Below are 17,866 nucleotides of genomic sequence, written 5' to 3'. Positions count from 1 at the left end.
GGGTTTGACGGAGGCATCATGCGAATTGTTGTTCTGGGCGGAACCGGCCAGATGGGAAAGCTGGTCGTCGAGCAGGCGAAAATCGGGGGCCATGACGTCGTCGCCGCCGCTCGATCGACGGGAGTCGACATCTCCACGGGTGCGGGGTTGGACGAAGCATTTGTCGGTGCCGACGTTGTCATCGACGTGAGTGATCACGTCACCAACAGTGCCAAGAAGGCGATCGAGTTCTTCGAGACGGCAGCGAAGAACATCGCCGCAGCCGAAGCCAGAGCGGGCGTTAAGCATCACGTGCTGCTCTCGATCGTGAACTGCGACGATCCGCAGTTGAAGTCCTTCGGGTACTACCAGGGAAAGGCCGCGCAGGAACGCGCGGTGGAAGCGTCGGGCATTCCCTTCACGATCCTGCGATCCACTCAGTGGTTCGAGTTCGGCGAGAAGACCATCGCGCTCTTCGGACTGGGGCCGGTCGCGATGGTTCCCCGGATGCGCTCCCAACCGATAGCGGCGAAGACCGTCGCCGAGGCTCTGGTGACATGCGCTCAGAACGGTCCGACCGGGAGGGCTCCAGATCTCGCCGGGCCTGAGGTCCTCGAGATCCCGGCCATGACGCGTGAGATTTTGAAATACCGTGGCCGGCGCAAGTGGCTGATCCCGATCTCGATGCCGGGAGCGGGTAAGGCGATGAAGGGTGGGTCGCTGCTGCCCGGGCCGGGATCCACAACTGCAGGACCCACGTTGAAGACCTGGTTACACGAGAACTGAATAGGAAAGGCGGCCGCGCAAGTGCGCGGCCGCCTTTTACTCACGTGGACGGTTGGGTTCAGAGATCCGGGTACGAGGTGAGGTTGTCGACCTTCTCGGTGGTTTCCGGCTCTTCGGGCAGCTTGCCGGTCACCAGGAAGATGACGCGTCGGCCGACCTCGACGGCGTGGTCGGCGAACCGCTCGTAGAAGCGGCCGAGCAGCGTGACGTCGACTGCGGCGGCAACGCCGTGCTTCCACTCGCGGTCCATGAGGACGGTGAAGAGGTGGCGGTGGAGGTCGTCCATCGCTTCGTCTTCTTCGCGCAGGCGGGCAGCGCGCTCGGGGTCGCGGGTCTCGAGGACGACCTTGGCGGCCGCACCGATGGAGACAGCGATGCGTCCCATCTCGGCGAAGTAGCCGTTGACCTCTTCGGGAAGCACGTGGTTGGGATGTCGGCGGCGCGCGATCTTCGCGACGTGCAGGGCGAGTGCACCCATGCGGTCGATGTCGGCGACGATCTGGATTCCGCTGACCACCGAGCGCAGATCTCCGGCAACGGGAGCCTGCAAGGCGAGCAGCGCAAACGCGCGCTCCTCGCAAATGGTGCTGAGTTCGGTGATCTTGTCGTGTTCGCCGATTACTTGTTCTGCCAGGGACAGGTCTGCCTGGAGCAGGGACTGGGTGGCGCGCTCCATAGCGGCACCTGCCAGTCCTGCCATCTCGCCGAGCGTGTCTGCAAGCTCGGTCATCTGTTCGTTGTAAGCCACGCGCATGAGGTCAGAGCCTACGTGCCGTGAAAGACCAAGTCACAAGCACCAGGTGAACGCAAGGTGAATGAACGCGTGTCAGTCGCAGGTGGTGTCGCCGGCGTTGACGCTGGCGATGTCGGCGGGCAGAGCCGTCGAGGTGCTGGTGTCGACCGATGTCGGATTTGCCGCCAGGATGGTCCCCGGGTCCGCGGGGGCGACGACGGTGCCGGCGAAATTGCTTCCGACGACGACCTCGATCATGTCTCCCATGCTCGGAGCGAGAACGAGAACCGCACCGGGAATCGACGACGCGACAGTGACCGCTTCAGCCTCGTAACCTGCTGCGTAACGCACGACGGTGGTCGACGCTTGAGCATTCGCCAGGCCGGTGGCTGCGCTGAAGTTGCCGACCGTGGAGATCTGGAAACCGTAGGCAGCGAGGCTGTCGGCGATCGTCGCGGCCTGCCCGGCGATTCCCGACGCGTTGGAGACGTCGACCGAGATGTTGTAGGCACTCATCGCTTCGACGGAAGTGGCGGCGGGCGGCGTGCTGGATGTAGGAGCGGTTGTCGTGGAACTGGTCGACGACGGTGTGGTGTCCTCGCGCTCTTCACCCGGAAGCGGTTCGTCGTCGATGATCGCCTGGAAGAGGGACTTGATCTCGTCGGTGCGAGGAATCTCGTTGCCCCAGTCGTTGGTGCCGTCCGTGGGGACCGTCAAGAACGTGACCGCGCCCGCGTCGACGTTCTGCAGCGAACGGCCGAGGGTGACCAGCGACTTCGTGTCGATGTTCTCGACGAACGTGTCGCTGGTGAAGGCGTTGATGAATCCGTTGAGCTTGCTCGGATTCAGGAGGACCTGGTTGGACAGGGCCGAGCGGAGCAGCGCCGACAGGAACTTCTGCTGACGGGTGATGCGTCCGTAGTCGCCGTTACCCTCGGCTTCGACGTGGCGCGCACGCACATAGTTGAGGGCGGTACGGCCGTCGAGCATCTGTGTTCCGCCGGATGCGAGGACGGTTCCGAGGATGCCGTCCTCGATCGGTCCGGGGGAGCAGACGTTCACGCCGCCGACGGTGTCGACCATGCGCTCGAAACCGGCGAAGTCCATTCCGACGAAGTGCCCGATTTTCAGGCCGGACATCTTCTGGATGACCTTGACCAGGCACTTGGGACCACCGAGTGCATACGTCGCATTGAGCTTGTCGCCACTGGCTGCCGGGAAGGTTTCGCTGGTGTACTTGCCGGCGTCGTTGTCCCAGCCCTGGCAGATCGGACGTTCGACGTCGAGGTCACGCGGGAAGGAGACGGCGACGACGCGGCTTCGGTCGGCGGGAATGTTCACCAACATGACCGTGTCGGCGCGCGCGCCCTCGGCGTCTTCGACGGTTCCGGCGCCGATCTCACCGCTCGCACCGGCGCGGGTATCGGTGCCGATGATCAAGTACGTCTCGTCGCCGAGCTGGCCCCCGGCGTCGATGATGTCGTCGGACTCGGTGTCGAGTGCCGCAATCTGATCGAAACCGCCTTCGACTGACCGCAGATAACCCCAGACGACGCCGGTCAACGCGAGAGACATGACGGCCAGGAACGCTACTGCCGATCGGCCGATCACTTTTGCGCGATGGCGGCGGCGAATCTTGCTTTGCGCCAGACGGGTAGCGCCGGTGTCACCGACTACCCGCGGCACTGCGGAGGTGACGGGATGTTCTTCGGTGATCCAGTCCGCAGCGGCGGGCGGGACTGTCGGACGCGCGGGAATCGGCCGGGCCGGGGGCGGCGCGGACGCTGATGGAGGTGGAGTCCTGGGTGGCGCGGATTTGGTCGGCGCTGCCTTGGGCGGCGCAGCCGGGGCAGGTGGCGGCTTCTTGTCGCCTACCCGACGGACCAACTCGGCGACCGAAACAGAGTCGTCGGTCGGAGGCGAATCCCGGCGGCCGGTCCGTCCACTGCTGCGACGCTCCGGGGGACTGGGTGGTTGCGGTGCTGGTCGCTGGGGTGTGGCAGGACGCTGGGGAGCTGCCGGTTGGTCCGGGCGGGCGTTGCGGAACCGCTTGTCTGCGAGCGGACGTTCCCAGGGGGCGCGGCTCTCGGGCGGAGGTGGGCCCGAATCGTGATCATCACCCACCGATGCAACCTGTCCCGTCGTCGACTGTCAGTAACTCGTCATTCAGATGCCGGCGTCAACCGGTTGTCGACGAAGCTGGAGCCATATTACTGGTGAATCCTGAGTGCTTCACTCAGAAAGTGATGAGAGTAATCCGACGGCGTGTTCTCGCTAGCCACCGGAGTGCATCATGTCAGCCCCCACCGGCACAAGATCGTCCTCGGGATCGTCGAGCCAACCTTCCGGAAGTGCTACCTGACCGGGCGAGCCTTGGCGACCCCGCGGGCCTTCGGCGTCCTTGGGGAACGGGACGTCGTGATCGAGCTGTCCGAGCAGGTCGTCCAGTTCGGACAACGTGCTGACCAACGCCATCGAGACCCGCAGATCCGATCCGACCGGGAACCCACGCATGTACCAGGAGACGTGCTTGCGAAGTTCGCGCAAGCCCTTCATCTCACCGTGGTGTGCGGCGAGCAGCTGGGCGTGACGGGCGATGATCTTGGTGACTTCGCCGAGCGTCGGCGGCGTGGCGATCTGTTGTCCGTTGAGAGCTGCGCTGAGTTCCGCGAACAGCCATGGCCGTCCGAGGCAGCCACGTCCGACGACGACGCCGTCGCAGCCGGTCTCGTTCATCATCCGGGCAGCATCCGAAGCATCGAAGATGTCACCGTTGCCGAGGATCGGAACGTCGGTGACGTGTTCCTTGAGACGCGTGATCTCGTTCCAGTCAGCAGTGCCGGAGTAGCGCTGCGACGCGGTACGTGCGTGAAGTGCGACGGCAGCAGCGCCTTCAGCTGCGGCGATCCGGCCGGCGTCGAGGTGCGTGTGATGTTCGGGGTCGATGCCGACGCGCATCTTCACAGTGACCGGAATATCGGTGCCCTCGGTCGCGCGCACAGCAGCCGCGACGATCTGTCCGAACAGCCGACGCTTGTACGGCAGCGCGGAGCCACCGCCCTTGCGGGTCACCTTCGGGACGGGGCAGCCGAAGTTCATGTCGATGTGATCGGCCATGTTCTCGTCGACGATCATCTTCGCCGCGGCGTAGGTCGTATCCGGGTCGACTGTGTAGAGCTGCAGCGACCGGGGCGTTTCGGTCGGGCCGAACGTGGTCATGTGCATCGTGGCCGGCTGGCGCTCGACGAGCGCACGTGCGGTGACCATCTCGCAGACGTAGAGGCCGGACGTGCTGCCTGCACGTTCGAGTTCGAGTTCACGGCACAGCGTGCGGAAGGCGACGTTGGTGACGCCCGCCATGGGGGCGAGGACCACGGGGCTGTGCAGCTCGAGTGAACCGATACGTAGGGATGACATGTCTACCTCTGAACAAATACTTGTGACAATTGGAAGTGCCCGGTACCGAATCCGGTACCGGGCACAGAATAGCTGGTGAAACTAAGAAGCCTGCTGTTCGCGTTTGGCGGCTTCGCGTGCGAGCATGCGATCGCGCTGTTCCTCGAACTTCGTCGCGTTGGCGGCGAGGGTCTCGAGGAAGGCCGCCAACTCTTCGCGCGTGTTCTCGCCTTCAGCGCTGAAATCGTTGCGCTCGAAGATGTTCCACTTGCGCAAAACGGGCCAGACGACCTCGTCGAGGTGCTGGCGAAGGTCGTAGATGCCGTGCTTGGCCATGAGAGCGCCGTTACGACGGAAGTTCGGCATGCCGGCGCCCGGCATCTGGAAGTTCTGGACGATGTTCGCCACAGCCTTGAGAGCCTGATCGGGAGCAAGATCGAGCGCGGCGGCGCAGATGTTGCGGTAGAAGATCATGTGCAGGTTCTCATCAGCGGCGATGCGCTGAAGCATCTTGTCGGCAATCGGCTCGTCGCAGGCCTTGCCGGTGTTGCGGTGGCTGACGCGCGTCGCGAGTTCCTGGAAGGTCACGTAGGCGACCGAGTGCAGCAGGCCGGCGTCGCCCTCGTCGATGGGTGCGCTGTAACCGTTTGTCATGTGTTCCATGCGGAAGCGCTCGAGCTCGACGGGGTCGACTGCGCGCGTGACGACGAGGTAGTCACGCATCACGATGCCGTGACGGTTCTCCTCGGCGGTCCACCGGCCGACCCACGTTCCCCAGGCGCCGTCCTGCGAAAAGTTCTCGGCGATCTCGCGGTGGTACGAGGGCAGGTTGTCCTCGGTGAGCAGGTTGGTGATCATCGCGGCGCGAGCTACCTCGCCGAGCTGTGACTGCTCGAGGCTCCAGTCTTCGCCGCCCATGGCTGCGAAGTTACGACCCTCGTCCCACGGAACGTAGTCGTGTGGATGCCATTCCTTGGCCATGGAGATGTGGCGGTTGACGTTCTCCTCGGCAACCGGCTGCAGCTCTTGTAGCAGCTCCAGCTGCGTCAGAATCCTCGTCATTTCTTGCCTCCATGTTGAGTGAATGCGCGACTTCGCCCCAGCCTACGGCACCGTAGGTTTGAAAAGAATGGCATGAAAATTGCTCCCCTCGAGGGATGTTACCGATCCGTAGTTATCCGGGGGCACTTTCACGACCAAGTCGTTCTTTCGACGTAGTCGCGGAACGTCCGAGAGGGATCGGACAGCTCGCGGCTCTTCGACCAGATCAGCCCTATTTTTCGCTGTGCTCCTTCGATCGGTACGTAGACGACTCCTTCGGCCCAGATCGGTGGATCCTGCACCGGCATGACCGAGACACCGAAGGACGCGGAGACCAGTCCGCCGACCGTTGCCAGCTCGCTGCTCTCGAAGACGAAATTCGGAATGAATCCTGCGGCCGCGCACAGTTCATCGAGAATTCTTCGCATCCCGAAGTTCGGATGCATACCGATGAACGGTTCGTCGGCCGCGTCCGCAAGCTCGACCGAATGCAACTTCGCAAAGCGATGATCAGCCGGAACAGCCAATGCCAGTGACTGCTGGGCGATCTGCATCCATGCCACCTGCGGATCGCGCGGCTGCGGCGAGACGACGGCCAGGTCGGACGTGCCGGCGGCAATTCTGTCGACCAGGAACTGCGCACTGTCCTGATGCAGTTCGAATCGCACTCCGGGATGCTCGACGCGGTATCCGCGCAGCATGTGCGGCACCAACCAGGTGCCGAACGAGTGGAGGAAGTCGAGCCGGACCGTGCCGCTTTCGGGGCTCGCCAGCGACTGGATTTCGCTCTGCGCCGCGTCGAGTGAGTGAAGAGCGGTGCGAGCGTGTCGGTAGAGGATCTCGCCGTACCGGTTCAGTTCGAGCCGGCGTCCCTGACGGTCGAAGAGCGTCACTCCGATCTGTCGTTCGAGGCGTGCGAGTTTGCGCGAGAGTGTCGGCTGCGACAGGTGAGTCAGATCCGCGGTAGCGGTCACCTGTTGGGTTTCGGCGAGAACGACAAACCATTCGAGGTCTTCGGTCAGCATCACGAACCCAATCTATATACCTATGACGCATATAGAACTCCAAGTTTATGCATTTTCTTTTGTGGAAGCGCGGCGGGAGGATTCTTACCGGAGGTAAGCGATGCCTGGAGGTATGTGGTGACTGTCGAGAACGTGATCGAATCCGAAGTGGTGCCGCTTCGCCGCGGAACACCGGGGTATCGCACGGTGACCGTTGCGTTGTTCGCGGCCGGGCTGTCGACATTCATCTCGATGTACGCGGCACAGGCATTGCTGCCTGCGTTCGCCGAAGGCTTCGACGTCTCGCCCGCGGTGTCTGCACTTTCGGTCTCGGCGACGACGGGCATGTTGGCGTTGGCGATCATTCCGGCCAGTGCGCTCTCCGAGCGGTTCGGTCGCACACGGGTGATGATCGCGTCGGCGTCGGCATCCTGTGTGATCGGTTTGCTTCTGCCACTCAGTCCGACGATCGAGGTTCTGCTGATCGGACGCGCGGCGCAAGGCTTGGCTCTGGCGGGGGTCCCGGCGGTGGCGATGGCCTATCTGGCCGAGGAGGTCGATCGCAAGGACCTCGGTGCAGCGATGGGAAGGTACGTAGCCGGCACGACGATCGGTGGGCTGATCGGACGGCTGGTTCCGTCGGCCGTCGTCGATTTCAGTACGTGGCGCTGGGCATTGGTGACTGCGGCCTTGCTGTCAGCGTTGTTTGCGCTCAACATGATCCGGAAGCTCCCCGCGTCGAAGTTCTTTCGCCCGCAACCGGTGTCGGTGCGTGCGATCGCGTCGAATCTACGGCGCCACCTTGCGAACCCGTCGCTGCGCACGCTTTTCGCCTTGGGGTTCATCCTCATGGGCGGATTCGTCTCGATCTACAACTTCCTCGGGTTTCGGCTCACGGCAGCACCTTTCGGACTTTCCGAAGCACTTGTCGGCCTGGTCTTTCTTTTCTACCTCGCCGGAACTTTCACCTCAGCGGTAGCCGGCGGGGCCTCGGACCGGCTGGGTAGGCGCAGTGTTCTGCTCGGCTCGGTTGTTGTCATCGGTATCGGGCTGGCACTGACCGTTCCGGACAATCTGGCGTTGACTCTCGTGGGGATGCTGCTCTTCACCGGAGGATTCTTCGCGGCGCATTCGGTGGCCAGCGGTTGGGTGGGGCTGATCGCGACCGATCACCGGGCCGAGGCGTCGGCGTTGTATCTGTTTGCCTACTACGCGGGTTCGTCCGTGGCGGGCGCCCTCGCTGGTCTCGCATACGCGGGCGGCGGTTGGGGTGGGGTCAGTGCCTTTGTGGGCGCGCTGCTGTTGGTTGCGTTTGCATTGTCGCTGAAGATGTTTCGATCTTCGACGGTCGAATGACAGAGCACTGCGGCGACCCCGAACGGGATCGCCGCAGTGCGAATCTGTCGAGCGTCTTACTTCTTGCCGCCGCCGAGGAGGCCGCCGAGCAGGTCACCGAGGCCGCCGCCACTGGATCCACCCAGGATGCCGCCGAGTGCGCCGCCGATGCCGCCGCCGGAATTGCCGCCACCGCCGAGAATTCCGCCGAGGAGATCCCCGAGCCCGCCGCCACCGGAGGCCTGGGTCTGCGCGCCGGCGCCGCCACCGGTGAACTGCTTGGCGAGGTAGGCCAGGACGATGGGAGCGAGGATCGGCAGCAACTGCTTCACCAGATCGTTTCCACCGCCGCCACCGACACCGCCCAGTGCGCTGGCGACCTGATCGGTGTTGCCGCCGAAGATGTTCGAGACGATCTTCTGACCGTCAGCGGTGTCGACTTTGCTGATGTCGACGCCGTCGTCGAGAAGGCTGGTGTCGGCGTGCGACTGCAGCGCACTTTCGAGTGAGGCTGCGCCTGCGGGATCCTGAGCGTTGGCGCCGAGGCCACCGACGAGGGTCGGAAGTGCAGTCTTGACCGCCGATTCGGCAGTTGCCTGGTCCACGCCGAGTTGCTGCGCGATCTGGTCGATGGGGATCTGGGATAGAAGGTCGTCAAGCGATGCCATTGATGCCCTACCTCTTCTGGGGTACTACTCGTCAGTACCCGGCTGTTGCAGACACTAGTGAATGTCGGCGTCGACGGTAACCCTCCGGTTGCCGAGCGGTCAGGCTCGGGTCTTCTCGCGGGGGACCAGACACGCTAGGAGAGCGAGAATCAGTCCGCCGGCCGTCAAGATGAATCCTGTCTGATTTGTCAGGATCGTGGAGTAGTTTTCCCTGATGACATTGTCGAATTGATCGTTCACTCGGTAGTAGAACGTGCCCAGAGTTCCCAATCCCAAGATGATTCCGATCCACGCTGAAATACGAGAACCGAACAAAGCGGCGATCAGAATCAATACGGCTGCAGCGAGCAGAAGTATCGCCATCGAACGGTAGAAGGTCACGGACTGATCGCCGAGTTGCTCGATTGCCCACCCGGCCGGAAAACCGTCCCGCAGGTCCTCGAGGCGAATGTTGTTGGGTTTGACCCCGGCCAGTACGTACATGAACGAGCCGACGGCAACGGCGATTCCACAAATGAGCAGAACCAGATGAACTAACGTGCGCATGCCACTCTCCCTGTGTTCGGAGTTCGGTAACGCGGTCGTCGCCGAGCCTAGCTGTGTCGCGGGTGTCAAGCTCGGTATCGAGCGTGCAGAATCGTCTCCATGCCCGACAACATGCGTCGACTCGAAGAGATCTCGTTGTCCCTGCCGGAGGCTGAGCGCGTCGACATCGAAGCGTGGGACGGTCACCCGACCTTCCGGGTCCGCGGCAAGAACTTCGTGTTCTGCAACGTCGAAGCCACCTCCTTGACCGTCAAGTTGAGCAAGGAGGAAGCCGAAGCGGTGGTGGCCACCGAACCAGGTGCAAGCGCTGCCGGCTACGGTCTCGGTCGACACGGGTGGGTTGCGCTCGACATCGGCACCGACGTTTCCGAGGAGAAATGGTCGCAACTGGAGGAGTGGATCTACACCTCGTTCACCCTCGTTGCTCCGAAGCGGCTTGCCCGGATCGTTCTCGATGCGGATGAGGAACGCCCGTAACGGATAGATTCGTCAGTACAGACGCCGACTAGACGAGGATTTGTCATGACGACACCGGAAACTTCACCGGCCACCGCAAAACCGGGCATGCCGCCGTGGGCGAAGAAGGCCATCGGGATCGCAGTGATGGCGGTGGTCCTGGTCATCGCTTACTTCATCCTTGCCGCCTTCCTTCCGCGTTGGTGGGCGCAGCGAATTGCGTCGTTGGCGAACGGCAGCTTCAGCGCCGGAATCGCGTGGGGACTGCTGTTCGGTCTCGTCTGCACCCTGGTCCCGCTCATCTTCTTCCGAGCGGTCTGGCAGGTGCGCAAGCGCAAGCATGCTCGAATCATCCAGATCACGGCTCTCGCGTTGGGTGTGATCTTCGCGCTGCCGAATCTTCTCTCTCTGACAGTTGTTCTCGGCAACAACAATGCAGCGCATGCGGGCGAGCGGATCCTCGACGTCGACGGCCCCGGTTTCCGCGGAGCCTCCGTTGTCGGTGCAGTCCTGGGCGTTGCGTTGTTCCTGGGTCTTGTTGCGCTCGGCTATATGTACAAAAAGCGTGGCAAGGATCTCGACAAGATGCGCGGTGAGCTCAAGCAACACGAGCCGCAGAGTAAGGGCGAGGCTCCAGCCCCGGAAATCTGAGTCAGCTCTTCGACCGAGTACTCAGGCCGACACCGACTCCGACGGTTCCCGCCGCCACCAGTCCGGCGAGCGGGACCGCCCAGTGTCCGGCAAATGTGCAGGCGAGAACCAGGATTGCGCTCACCGGTAGAACAGCCTGCTCGATCCTGTCACGCTTGAAGTGTCGTGAGTGCATGAGCCACACGAAGATCAGGAACATCGCGGCGGGGATCGTGACCGCGGCAGATGCTGCGAACGTCGAAATGTGCGCCTCGCCAACTGCTTCCTCGACGGCTACTTCGATGCCGGCGCCGATGGCCGCAGCGGATCCGAATACGAAGTAGTGCCCGTATCCCCACAACAGGACGGCGCGATTGCCCTGGTCTGCGAGGTACTCGTGGATCGGGACGGCGAAGTAGATCCACAACGCGGAGAACACGATCAGAACTCCGCCGACAGCAATCGGAATCAATAGGTCGGCGGCGTCGAAATCACGAATGCCGGATTGGACCGCGATGGTGGCGGCAGCAATGGTTTCGCCGAGCATGATGATGGTGAAGAGGCCGTAGCGTTCGGCGATGTGTTGCGGGTGCCACGGCGTCTGGTGGTTGCGCTCGGCGATTGCCGGCACGGCGAGTTCGGCGATCATGAGAACGAAGAAGCCCGGAATCCACGCCGACGCCGGCATCAGGAGCAGCACGATCCAGCCGGCCTGGACGATCACGAGCCCGGCGGCATATTGCAAAGCAGTGGTTCGCGCTGCACCGGATTCACCGCTGGCGGCTCGAAGCCATTGGCAGGTGAGCGCAATTCGCATGATGAGGTAGCCGACGATGGCCGTCGTACGGTCGGTTCCGTCGAACGCATCGGGGATTCCGGCGGCGAAGACGAGCACGCCACAAATCTGTACGAAGGTCGCGATCCGGTAGGGGACGTCGTCCGTGTCGTAGGCAGACGCGAACCAGGTGAAGTTCACCCACGCCCACCAAAGCGCGAAGAAGACGAACATATAACCGGCGATGCCGTCGACGTAGTGGCCCTCGGCAACAGCATGCACCAGTTGAACTCCGGCCTGTGCGGCCGCAACCACGAAACACAGGTCGAAGAACAGTTCGAGTGGCGTCGATGCGCGATGGTTCTCGTCGCGGCTGCGTGCGCGCATCCGGATGATCGGCATAACGGCCCGGCCGTGGCCCGCGCCTGTACTGGTGTGTTCTGTCATCGTCCCCACCTTGCTCCGACGTCTAGTGCAGGAGCGCAGTCTAGGGCGAATTCCGTCGGGTCGACGAATGAGACATTTCGCCCCTCACCACACGAGAACGGGTTTGATGACGCGCCCCGACGCTTGATCTTCGACGGCTTTGTTGATGTCGGCGAATGCGTAGCGCGTCACCAAGCGGTCGATCGGAAACCGGCCACCAGTGAAGAGTTCGACGAGTTCGGGGATGAACGTCGAGACTTCCGACTCTCCTTCGATGCATCCTCGAATTGTCTTTCCGCTCAGCATGATGTCGGCCATGTTCACCTCGACCGTGGATGCTCCGAGTCCGACTACCGCCAGTGTTCCCCGTGCTCGAAGTGATGTGACGGCTTGATTGATCACGGAGCCGATTCCGGTGGTGTCGAGGGAATGCGTCGAACCTCCGTCGGTGGCGGCGCGGACCGCGTCGAGCGCATCTTCATTCGAGGGATCGACAGTGACGGCGCCGAATTCCTCGGCGAGTTCGCGCCGCTGCGCAACGGGGTCCACGGCGACCAGGGTGGAAACGCCGGCAGCCCTCGCCGCCAGCAGCGCTGCGAGTCCGACGCTGCCTGCCCCGAAAACGACAAACGTCGAGTCGGGCTCGGGGCGAAGTAGATTCAGCACGGCACCCGCGCCGGTTTGAAACCCGCAGCCGAGCGGAGCCGCGACGGTCAGGTCCACCGCAGGATCGACGACGACGGTGTTGTCGGCAGAGGCGATGACGTATTCCGCGAAGCTGGACTGGCCGAAGAATGCGGACCGTATCGGAGTTCCGTTTCGCCGGACCGGCGTCGAGCCGTCGGTGCGTGCGCCAGAGCTGTTGAGCCCGTGTGAGCTTTCGCAGTACGCCCGATGGCCGCTGAGACATTGCCTGCATACACCGCAACTGCGGTAGCTCAGCAATACGTGATCACCAGCCGCGATGTTGTCGATCGACGAGCCAACGGCTTGCACGACGCCGGCGCCTTCGTGTCCGAACACGCAGGGCCCGAGCTTTTCCGGTAGCACCGTCTTCGTGAACAGATCCGTGTGGCACAGGCCTGTCGCGACGATGCGAACCAGGATCTCGTCTGCGCGGGGTTCGTCGATCTCGACGGTGTCGAGGGTGAAGGGGGAGTGCGGGCCGTGTGAGAGCGCCGCTGTCATCTGCATGGCGGACGTCGAATTCTGTTCGGCGCGAATCACGCTCGCTCGAGCAGGAAGTAGTAGTGCTGTCCGCCGTCGAGAACCAACGCCGATTTTCCGTTCATGATGCCCATGAGCGTCGAATCGTCGACTTTCTTGAAGTGGTCGAAGATCGGCGCGCCGTCGTAGACCATCGTCGCCGTGACTTCGCCACGAAACTCGATGTTCCACAGGCTTGCCTCGCCATTGCCGCTCTTGACGTCGGAGTAGAGGTTGCCGTCTTCGTCTCGGCAGATCAACGGCTTTGCATCCTCGACGGAATTGAAAGTCTTGCCGTACCAGCGGCTCGCGAACAGTTTTTCGTGCAGACGATGACCGGTGGCGAAGTCGTCGCCCTTCCATTCGCCGAGGATTTCTTCGGCGGCGACGGTTTCCAGCGCGGCCCACACTTCGTCGAGTTCTGCTGGTGAAACACCACTTTCCGATCCACGGAGCCGGGTGAATGCGGTTCGAGCGTCATCGAGATTCATGTCTCTCCTTGCGTCGGCGGGTGAGTTGGCCGAAGTTCGCGAACCAAATTGTTCGTCAACTCTGCACGCTACGCCGAACCGGATGGTTCGGCAACGGTCGATTCGTTCTAGGCTGTGAACATGCGCTCAGCAGGGGAAGCCACGAGAGACCGCATTCTGGCGGCCGCAAAGGACGAATTTGCGACGTACGGCCTGGCCGGCGCGCGGATCAATCGGATCGCCGCGCAAGCGCGTGCCAGCAAGGACCGTCTCTACGCGTACTTCGCGAGCAAGGAAGAGTTGTTTTCTGCCGTCACTGAGCAATGGACGTCCGAAACCACAGCGGAGACAGCGCTACGAGGTGATGATCTGCCGGGGTATGCAGGTCGACTCTTCGACAACTACGTAGCGCATCCCGAGAACGCTCGATTGCAGCAATGGGCGGATCTCGAAGCACCGGACGTCATGAGCGAGGACGACATACGAAGCAAGACGTTCCGGCCGAAGGTAGCCGAGATTCGCAAAGGTCAACTCGAGGGACACATCGACCCCGAGTGGAATCCCGCGGAGTTGATTCTGTTGATCACCGACATCGCCCGGATGTTCGCGCTCAAGTCGTCCCGTCCCGTCGCTCAGCGTCGCGAGGCTGCGGTCGGGGCGGTTCAGCGGTTGATCGCGACGTGACGAACCGGATGTGCAACGTGATCAATGGCCAACGCCGCGTTCCCTTGTGCTCTCGCACGAGGGGACGCGGCGTCGAATTCCAGTTCGGAGCGGGTCAGAGCTTGACCGACGGCTGACCACTCCTGATACGACTTACCTCGGATCGAGCGAATTCGACTCGGCCGGTGTTGGTTCCGTGGGAGTCTGCCAGAGCGTCGGCGAGGTCTGCCGCGGCTTCGAGGACGTATTCGGCGCGTTTACGGGCCGCGTGTCCGCCTGCAGATTTGCGGAAAGCCCTGCGTGCCTTGTGGTCGCCGCACAGAGCGACGAATTCTTCGTCCGTGATGACACCACGGCCGACTTCCGGTGTCAGGATGTCGCTCAGGAACTGGCGTTCACGTGGAACCGTCATTCGAAACACGCGGACCACGAGGGTCAATGCGGCGGCGACCATGACAAAGAAGAGCGGAAAGAGGAGTGCATTCTTGCCTTGTGTCAAGGCACCGGCGGAATCCCACAGGCCGTGGAGCAGCATCGCGGTCGCCATCAGCGCGAGTCCGCGCCCCACACGACGCGGTTCCGCCGGCCGTCCCAGTAGATAGACGAGTCCGGCACCGAAGATCGCACTGTACAGAGTGTGTGCGGCCACTCCGAATACCATGCGGAGGATGATCGTCGGCATCGCAGCGCCGACCGGATCGGCTCCGAACTGCGACGCGGCCGAGTTCAAGGCGTACAGAACGTCTTCGAAGATCTGGAAGCCGAGTCCGATGAAGGCGCCGAGGATGAATCCGTCGAATGCGGTGCGCACCAATCGAGATGCCAGTGCGATGAGCAGGAGCAACCCGATGCCCTTGGCGATTTCTTCGGTGAACGGAGCTGTCAGGCCGGGGCCCCAGTCCGATGCCCACGCCTGTCCGAATGTCTTGGCGTACAAGGACAAGATGGCGTCGTTGGCGTTTGCGGCCATCACCCATGTAGCGGCGAAGCTGCCCCACAGGAACGCAACGACGATCAGTTTGACCGGTTGGCGCGCGTACCTGTCGATGTGCTGCGTGAACCACCAGAAGATGGCGCCGTACACACCGAACAGCACCAGCGAAAGCGCGATGGCTTCTCCGTAAGCGCCGGCGGACGACGACAGCAGCGAGAAGAATTTGAAGGCGCCGCTCACCACCAAAGCGAGGTAAACCCAGAAAGCGGCGTTGCGCGGCTGGTAGAACGTGAACGACCTACCCCAACCGGAGTTCTCGATCGCACCGGCGCGGGTGAGGAGATCGTTTGCGGGTTGTGTTGTGGGAGTGCTCATCAGGAACCCTCTCCGGCTCGGTGGCTGATGCTCACGATCATGTGAGCAATGTCGTCCGTGATGGTCGGAGCCACATCGCTCGGCCCGGTGGAGACAACTTCGATGCCTTTTCCGTCGACGACAAATGCTGCGATCACGCCGTCGGCAGTCGAGTTCGAGTAGCTGGTGATGACACCACGAATGCCGCTCGCCGTGGTGATCGAGGAAGAGTCGCCGCTGACGCGCAAAGACTCTGCTGTTGCCAGGGCGTCCGAGGTCTTCTTGATCTGTTCGAGTAGAGCGTTCGCGTCACCGGCGAAGGGTGCCGTGTAGACGGTGAACAGTGCACCGCTGTTCACCAGAGTTGCGCGCTGCGGGAACGAACCGGAGACGGGAGCATCAGTTTCGCGGACCCCGTCTGTGATTCCCCAGCCGACGGCGGGAACGAAGGTGATGCCGTCTTTGAGTTCCATGACATCCCCGGCCACGACTTCGTCGTCGTAGGCGACAGAGTTGTTGACGGCCGGGATGAGGATGCTCATGACTATCGCAACGGCCAGCACTATCGCTGCCGGGATGATGGTCGCTCGGTCCAGGCCGAACCATCTACGGTCGACGGGAACCCAGCGATCCTCGGGTTCGAATGGCGTCCGCGGCGGGTCGTCCCGCACTGTGGTTTCCGTTTCGGTCATGTTTGCCCGGGCTTTCGTGAGTGCTTGGTAAGGCGTTCGCGGGCCGCAGTATCCGATTTGTACTGCACGCCGTTTGTGCTGGGTCGACAGCGAATCTGAGGAGTGCGCCTCAGGGGGTAAAAGTACCAAACAGAACGATTCAGGCAGGACGTGAACCTGGACATCGCTTTGGGGGATTTTCGAAAGGCGCCGGCCCCGGCGTCTGCACGATGTTTACGTGATTCTCAGTATTGGTGCGTAGCTTGGTCGTTGGCTCGTTGACGCCCTCGGGATGTTGACGTGCCGCCCAAACTTTTGTTGTCGACTGTTCAGATACTGGTGAGCTAAAGGATCGCGGCCGGCCACCCGTACTGAATATCGTCGACACTCAGCGTGTTCCTTCGGCGCGCGCACCTGTTCAGTATCTGGAGTGGAACCGTGTCTCAGTGGCCGTGCCAATGAAGATCTCGAAGAAGGTAGCCCTGGTGCTGGTGGCTGCATTCGCGTTGGCGTTGGGTTCGGCGGAAGTCGGAACCGCCCGCGCAGACACGTCTGTCCGGGTGAGTGTGGCCGGTCATGTTGTGAGCGCCGGACACTTCGAGCAAGTGCGGCGCCCCAACCGATGTGTGAAGGCTGGGCCGGGGAAGTCGAAACCGAGCGAGCAGAAGTCCACGAATCGCAGTGGGCGTCGAGGTAGCGGGGGATGCTTCTGACGGTGGTTGCGAAGTTCCGCAATCAGCCGTCCTGAATCTGTAACACGTTCTAATCTTGCGTGATGGACGTGACCTATGAGGGGACCAAACGCGAAGTCGCTACCGACAAGGGGACTTTGCGCTTTCACGAGGCGGGCGATGGTCCGCCGTTGATCCTGTTGCACGGCTCAGGGATCGGTGTGAGTGGTTGGCGGAACTATCGGGGGAACCTCGAGGTATTCGCGAAGCATTTCCACTGCTACATCCTCGAGTTCCCGGGTTTCGGCGTGAGCGATCCCGTCGACGGCCATCCGGTGATCACGGCAGCGTCGTCGGTGATCCGATTCATGGACGCGCTGGGAATCGAATCGGCTGCGATGATCGGCAATTCGATGGGTGGGGTAGTCGGCGTCAACGTCGCGATGAGGTTCCCGGAGCGTGTCTGCAGGCTGGTCACCATCGGTGGCGTCGGCCCGAACATCTTCAGTCAGAATCCAAGTGAAGGTACCCGTCTCCTGCAGGACTTCGCCGACGCTCCCAGCCGTGAGAAGTTGGTTCGATGGCTCGAATGCATGGTGTACGACAAGACCGTCGTCACCGAGGCGCGGATCGAGGAACGATGGGAAACGGCCAACGATCCGGCCTCGCACCAGGCATTGACCGCGATGTACGGATCCAAAGCCTTTGCCGCTCAGCAGCAGATGATGTCCAACTCGGATGTGCCGCCGTACTGGTCGATGATGCACAAGGTGCAATGCCCGACCTTGCTGACATGGGGGCTCGACGACAGGCAGTGTCCACCGGACATGCCGATGATTCCGATGCGACTGATTCCGAACGCCGAACTGCATGTATTCCCGAACTGCGGGCACTGGGTGATGATCGAAGCCAAGGAGGCATTCGAGCGCGTGACCCTCGAGTTCCTGCTTCGATGACCTGCTGATGCATTGATGTGGCACGAATTGATGTGGCATGAACGCACAAGACCCGGCGCCTCCGAATGAGGCGCCGGGTCTGTGTTTGTGCCCCCAGTAGGACTCGAACCTACGACCTGCGGATTAAAAGTCCGTAGCTCTACCAACTGAGCTATAGGGGCGCGGC

19 protein-coding genes and 1 tRNA gene are annotated in these 17,866 nt (G+C 62.3%); 7 read left to right on the top strand and 13 right to left on the bottom strand.

Annotated features, from left to right (window positions below; translation table 11 throughout):
- Window positions 1–18: 18 nt before the first annotated feature.
- Window positions 19–765 carry an SDR family oxidoreductase gene (locus FEZ59_RS08825; RefSeq protein ID WP_134999853.1) on the top strand — a complete coding sequence of 249 codons (747 nt, stop codon included), beginning with the start codon at window positions 19–21 and terminating at the stop codon, window positions 763–765.
- A 58-nt stretch (window positions 766–823) separates the two neighbouring features.
- On the opposite strand, the gene phoU is transcribed toward FEZ59_RS08825, so the two are convergent.
- From phoU to FEZ59_RS08800, 5 genes are all read right to left on the bottom strand, one after another.
- A complete protein-coding gene (gene phoU, locus FEZ59_RS08820; protein ID WP_003940130.1) occupies window positions 824–1,519 on the bottom strand; it encodes a phosphate signaling complex protein PhoU in 696 nt (231 codons plus the stop codon).
- 72 nt (window positions 1,520–1,591) lie between these two features.
- Complete coding sequence (locus FEZ59_RS08815) at window positions 1,592–3,622, bottom strand: LCP family protein (RefSeq protein ID WP_257237282.1); 2,031 nt, start codon at window positions 3,620–3,622, stop codon at window positions 1,592–1,594.
- A 150-nt stretch (window positions 3,623–3,772) separates the two neighbouring features.
- The gene (dusB, locus tag FEZ59_RS08810) at window positions 3,773–4,915 is read right to left on the bottom strand and encodes a tRNA dihydrouridine synthase DusB (RefSeq protein WP_003939756.1); all 1,143 of its coding nucleotides are present in this window, start codon (window positions 4,913–4,915) and stop codon (window positions 3,773–3,775) included.
- A gap of 81 nt (window positions 4,916–4,996) precedes the next feature.
- On the bottom strand, window positions 4,997–5,956 hold the full coding sequence (locus FEZ59_RS08805; RefSeq protein WP_003940492.1) for an acyl-ACP desaturase: 960 nt from the start codon (window positions 5,954–5,956) through the stop codon (window positions 4,997–4,999).
- A 128-nt stretch (window positions 5,957–6,084) separates the two neighbouring features.
- Window positions 6,085–6,963 carry a LysR family transcriptional regulator gene (locus FEZ59_RS08800; protein ID WP_134999851.1) on the bottom strand — a complete coding sequence of 293 codons (879 nt, stop codon included), beginning with the start codon at window positions 6,961–6,963 and terminating at the stop codon, window positions 6,085–6,087.
- A gap of 114 nt (window positions 6,964–7,077) precedes the next feature.
- On the opposite strand from FEZ59_RS08800, the gene FEZ59_RS08795 reads away from it, so the two are divergent.
- Window positions 7,078–8,295 carry an MFS transporter gene (locus FEZ59_RS08795; RefSeq protein ID WP_172932550.1) on the top strand — a complete coding sequence of 406 codons (1,218 nt, stop codon included), beginning with the start codon at window positions 7,078–7,080 and terminating at the stop codon, window positions 8,293–8,295.
- Window positions 8,296–8,351: 56 nt separating this feature from the next.
- Here the strand turns inward: FEZ59_RS08795 and FEZ59_RS08790 are convergent, their stop codons facing one another.
- Window positions 8,352–8,942, bottom strand: a complete 591-nt coding sequence (locus FEZ59_RS08790; RefSeq protein ID WP_029256116.1) for a DUF937 domain-containing protein — start codon at window positions 8,940–8,942, stop codon at window positions 8,352–8,354.
- Between the two features lie 99 nt (window positions 8,943–9,041).
- Window positions 9,042–9,488 (bottom strand): hypothetical protein, encoded by a 447-nt coding sequence (locus tag FEZ59_RS08785; protein WP_134999850.1) that lies wholly within the window; start codon window positions 9,486–9,488, stop codon window positions 9,042–9,044.
- A gap of 99 nt (window positions 9,489–9,587) precedes the next feature.
- Between FEZ59_RS08785 and FEZ59_RS08780 the strand changes: the two genes are divergently transcribed.
- Together FEZ59_RS08780 and FEZ59_RS08775 are read left to right on the top strand one after the other, a co-directional pair.
- Window positions 9,588–9,965, top strand: coding sequence for an MmcQ/YjbR family DNA-binding protein (locus FEZ59_RS08780; protein WP_007733864.1), 378 nt, complete (start codon window positions 9,588–9,590; stop codon window positions 9,963–9,965).
- Window positions 9,966–10,010: 45 nt separating this feature from the next.
- The gene (locus tag FEZ59_RS08775) at window positions 10,011–10,595 is read left to right on the top strand and encodes a hypothetical protein (RefSeq protein WP_020908915.1); all 585 of its coding nucleotides are present in this window, start codon (window positions 10,011–10,013) and stop codon (window positions 10,593–10,595) included.
- A 1-nt stretch (window position 10,596) separates the two neighbouring features.
- Here FEZ59_RS08775 and FEZ59_RS08770 read toward each other — a convergent pair whose 3' ends face one another.
- The 3 genes from FEZ59_RS08770 to FEZ59_RS08760 form a co-directional block, all read right to left on the bottom strand.
- Complete coding sequence (locus FEZ59_RS08770) at window positions 10,597–11,796, bottom strand: low temperature requirement protein A (RefSeq protein ID WP_080572253.1); 1,200 nt, start codon at window positions 11,794–11,796, stop codon at window positions 10,597–10,599.
- A gap of 84 nt (window positions 11,797–11,880) precedes the next feature.
- Complete coding sequence (locus FEZ59_RS08765; protein WP_031333781.1) at window positions 11,881–12,969, bottom strand: NAD(P)-dependent alcohol dehydrogenase; 1,089 nt, start codon at window positions 12,967–12,969, stop codon at window positions 11,881–11,883.
- A 29-nt stretch (window positions 12,970–12,998) separates the two neighbouring features.
- The gene (locus tag FEZ59_RS08760; RefSeq protein WP_019745072.1) at window positions 12,999–13,472 is read right to left on the bottom strand and encodes a DUF4334 domain-containing protein; all 474 of its coding nucleotides are present in this window, start codon (window positions 13,470–13,472) and stop codon (window positions 12,999–13,001) included.
- 120 nt (window positions 13,473–13,592) lie between these two features.
- Between FEZ59_RS08760 and FEZ59_RS08755 the strand changes: the two genes are divergently transcribed.
- Window positions 13,593–14,135 (top strand): TetR family transcriptional regulator, encoded by a 543-nt coding sequence (locus tag FEZ59_RS08755; protein WP_029256113.1) that lies wholly within the window; start codon window positions 13,593–13,595, stop codon window positions 14,133–14,135.
- Between the two features lie 94 nt (window positions 14,136–14,229).
- On the opposite strand, the gene FEZ59_RS08750 is transcribed toward FEZ59_RS08755, so the two are convergent.
- Both FEZ59_RS08750 and FEZ59_RS08745 read right to left on the bottom strand, forming a co-directional pair.
- A complete protein-coding gene (locus FEZ59_RS08750; protein WP_134999849.1) occupies window positions 14,230–15,423 on the bottom strand; it encodes a PrsW family intramembrane metalloprotease in 1,194 nt (397 codons plus the stop codon).
- Window positions 15,423–16,094 carry a hypothetical protein gene (locus FEZ59_RS08745; RefSeq protein ID WP_046379179.1) on the bottom strand — a complete coding sequence of 224 codons (672 nt, stop codon included), beginning with the start codon at window positions 16,092–16,094 and terminating at the stop codon, window positions 15,423–15,425. Before FEZ59_RS08745 ends, FEZ59_RS08750 begins: the two co-directional genes overlap by 1 nt.
- 425 nt (window positions 16,095–16,519) lie before the next feature.
- Between FEZ59_RS08745 and FEZ59_RS08740 the strand changes: the two genes are divergently transcribed.
- Window positions 16,520–16,786 (top strand): hypothetical protein, encoded by a 267-nt coding sequence (locus FEZ59_RS08740; protein WP_134999848.1) that lies wholly within the window; start codon window positions 16,520–16,522, stop codon window positions 16,784–16,786.
- A 62-nt stretch (window positions 16,787–16,848) separates the two neighbouring features.
- Window positions 16,849–17,700 carry an alpha/beta fold hydrolase gene (locus FEZ59_RS08735; RefSeq protein ID WP_134999847.1) on the top strand — a complete coding sequence of 284 codons (852 nt, stop codon included), beginning with the start codon at window positions 16,849–16,851 and terminating at the stop codon, window positions 17,698–17,700.
- 88 nt (window positions 17,701–17,788) lie between these two features.
- Here FEZ59_RS08735 and FEZ59_RS08730 read toward each other — a convergent pair.
- A tRNA-Lys gene (locus FEZ59_RS08730) sits at window positions 17,789–17,861 on the bottom strand.
- Between the last annotated feature and the right edge of the window lie 5 nt (window positions 17,862–17,866).

The sequence above is a fragment of the Rhodococcus sp. MS13 genome (assembly GCF_013277835.1).
In the GTDB taxonomy this organism is placed as follows: Bacteria; Actinomycetota; Actinomycetes; order Mycobacteriales; family Mycobacteriaceae; genus Rhodococcus_F; species Rhodococcus_F erythropolis.
This window is presented reverse-complemented; position numbering and strand designations above follow the sequence as displayed.

What these genes read in the sequence shown, in the direction of transcription:
- FEZ59_RS08825 (WP_134999853.1), top strand. Translation starts at nt 19, where the DNA reads ATGCGAATTGTTGTTCTGGGCGGAACCGGCCAGATGGGAAAGCTGGTC.
- phoU (WP_003940130.1), bottom strand. Translation starts at nt 1,519, where the DNA reads ATGCGCGTGGCTTACAACGAACAGATGACCGAGCTTGCAGACACGCTC.
- dusB (WP_003939756.1), bottom strand. Translation starts at nt 4,915, where the DNA reads ATGTCATCCCTACGTATCGGTTCACTCGAGCTGCACAGCCCCGTGGTC.
- FEZ59_RS08805 (WP_003940492.1), bottom strand. Translation starts at nt 5,956, where the DNA reads ATGACGAGGATTCTGACGCAGCTGGAGCTGCTACAAGAGCTGCAGCCG.
- FEZ59_RS08790 (WP_029256116.1), bottom strand. Translation starts at nt 8,942, where the DNA reads ATGGCATCGCTTGACGACCTTCTATCCCAGATCCCCATCGACCAGATC.
- FEZ59_RS08785 (WP_134999850.1), bottom strand. Translation starts at nt 9,488, where the DNA reads ATGCGCACGTTAGTTCATCTGGTTCTGCTCATTTGTGGAATCGCCGTT.
- FEZ59_RS08780 (WP_007733864.1), top strand. Translation starts at nt 9,588, where the DNA reads ATGCCCGACAACATGCGTCGACTCGAAGAGATCTCGTTGTCCCTGCCG.
- FEZ59_RS08775 (WP_020908915.1), top strand. Translation starts at nt 10,011, where the DNA reads ATGACGACACCGGAAACTTCACCGGCCACCGCAAAACCGGGCATGCCG.
- FEZ59_RS08770 (WP_080572253.1), bottom strand. Translation starts at nt 11,796, where the DNA reads ATGACAGAACACACCAGTACAGGCGCGGGCCACGGCCGGGCCGTTATG.
- FEZ59_RS08765 (WP_031333781.1), bottom strand. Translation starts at nt 12,969, where the DNA reads ATGCAGATGACAGCGGCGCTCTCACACGGCCCGCACTCCCCCTTCACC.
- FEZ59_RS08760 (WP_019745072.1), bottom strand. Translation starts at nt 13,472, where the DNA reads ATGAATCTCGATGACGCTCGAACCGCATTCACCCGGCTCCGTGGATCG.
- FEZ59_RS08755 (WP_029256113.1), top strand. Translation starts at nt 13,593, where the DNA reads ATGCGCTCAGCAGGGGAAGCCACGAGAGACCGCATTCTGGCGGCCGCA.
- FEZ59_RS08750 (WP_134999849.1), bottom strand. Translation starts at nt 15,423, where the DNA reads ATGAGCACTCCCACAACACAACCCGCAAACGATCTCCTCACCCGCGCC.
- FEZ59_RS08745 (WP_046379179.1), bottom strand. Translation starts at nt 16,094, where the DNA reads ATGACCGAAACGGAAACCACAGTGCGGGACGACCCGCCGCGGACGCCA.
- FEZ59_RS08735 (WP_134999847.1), top strand. Translation starts at nt 16,849, where the DNA reads ATGGACGTGACCTATGAGGGGACCAAACGCGAAGTCGCTACCGACAAG.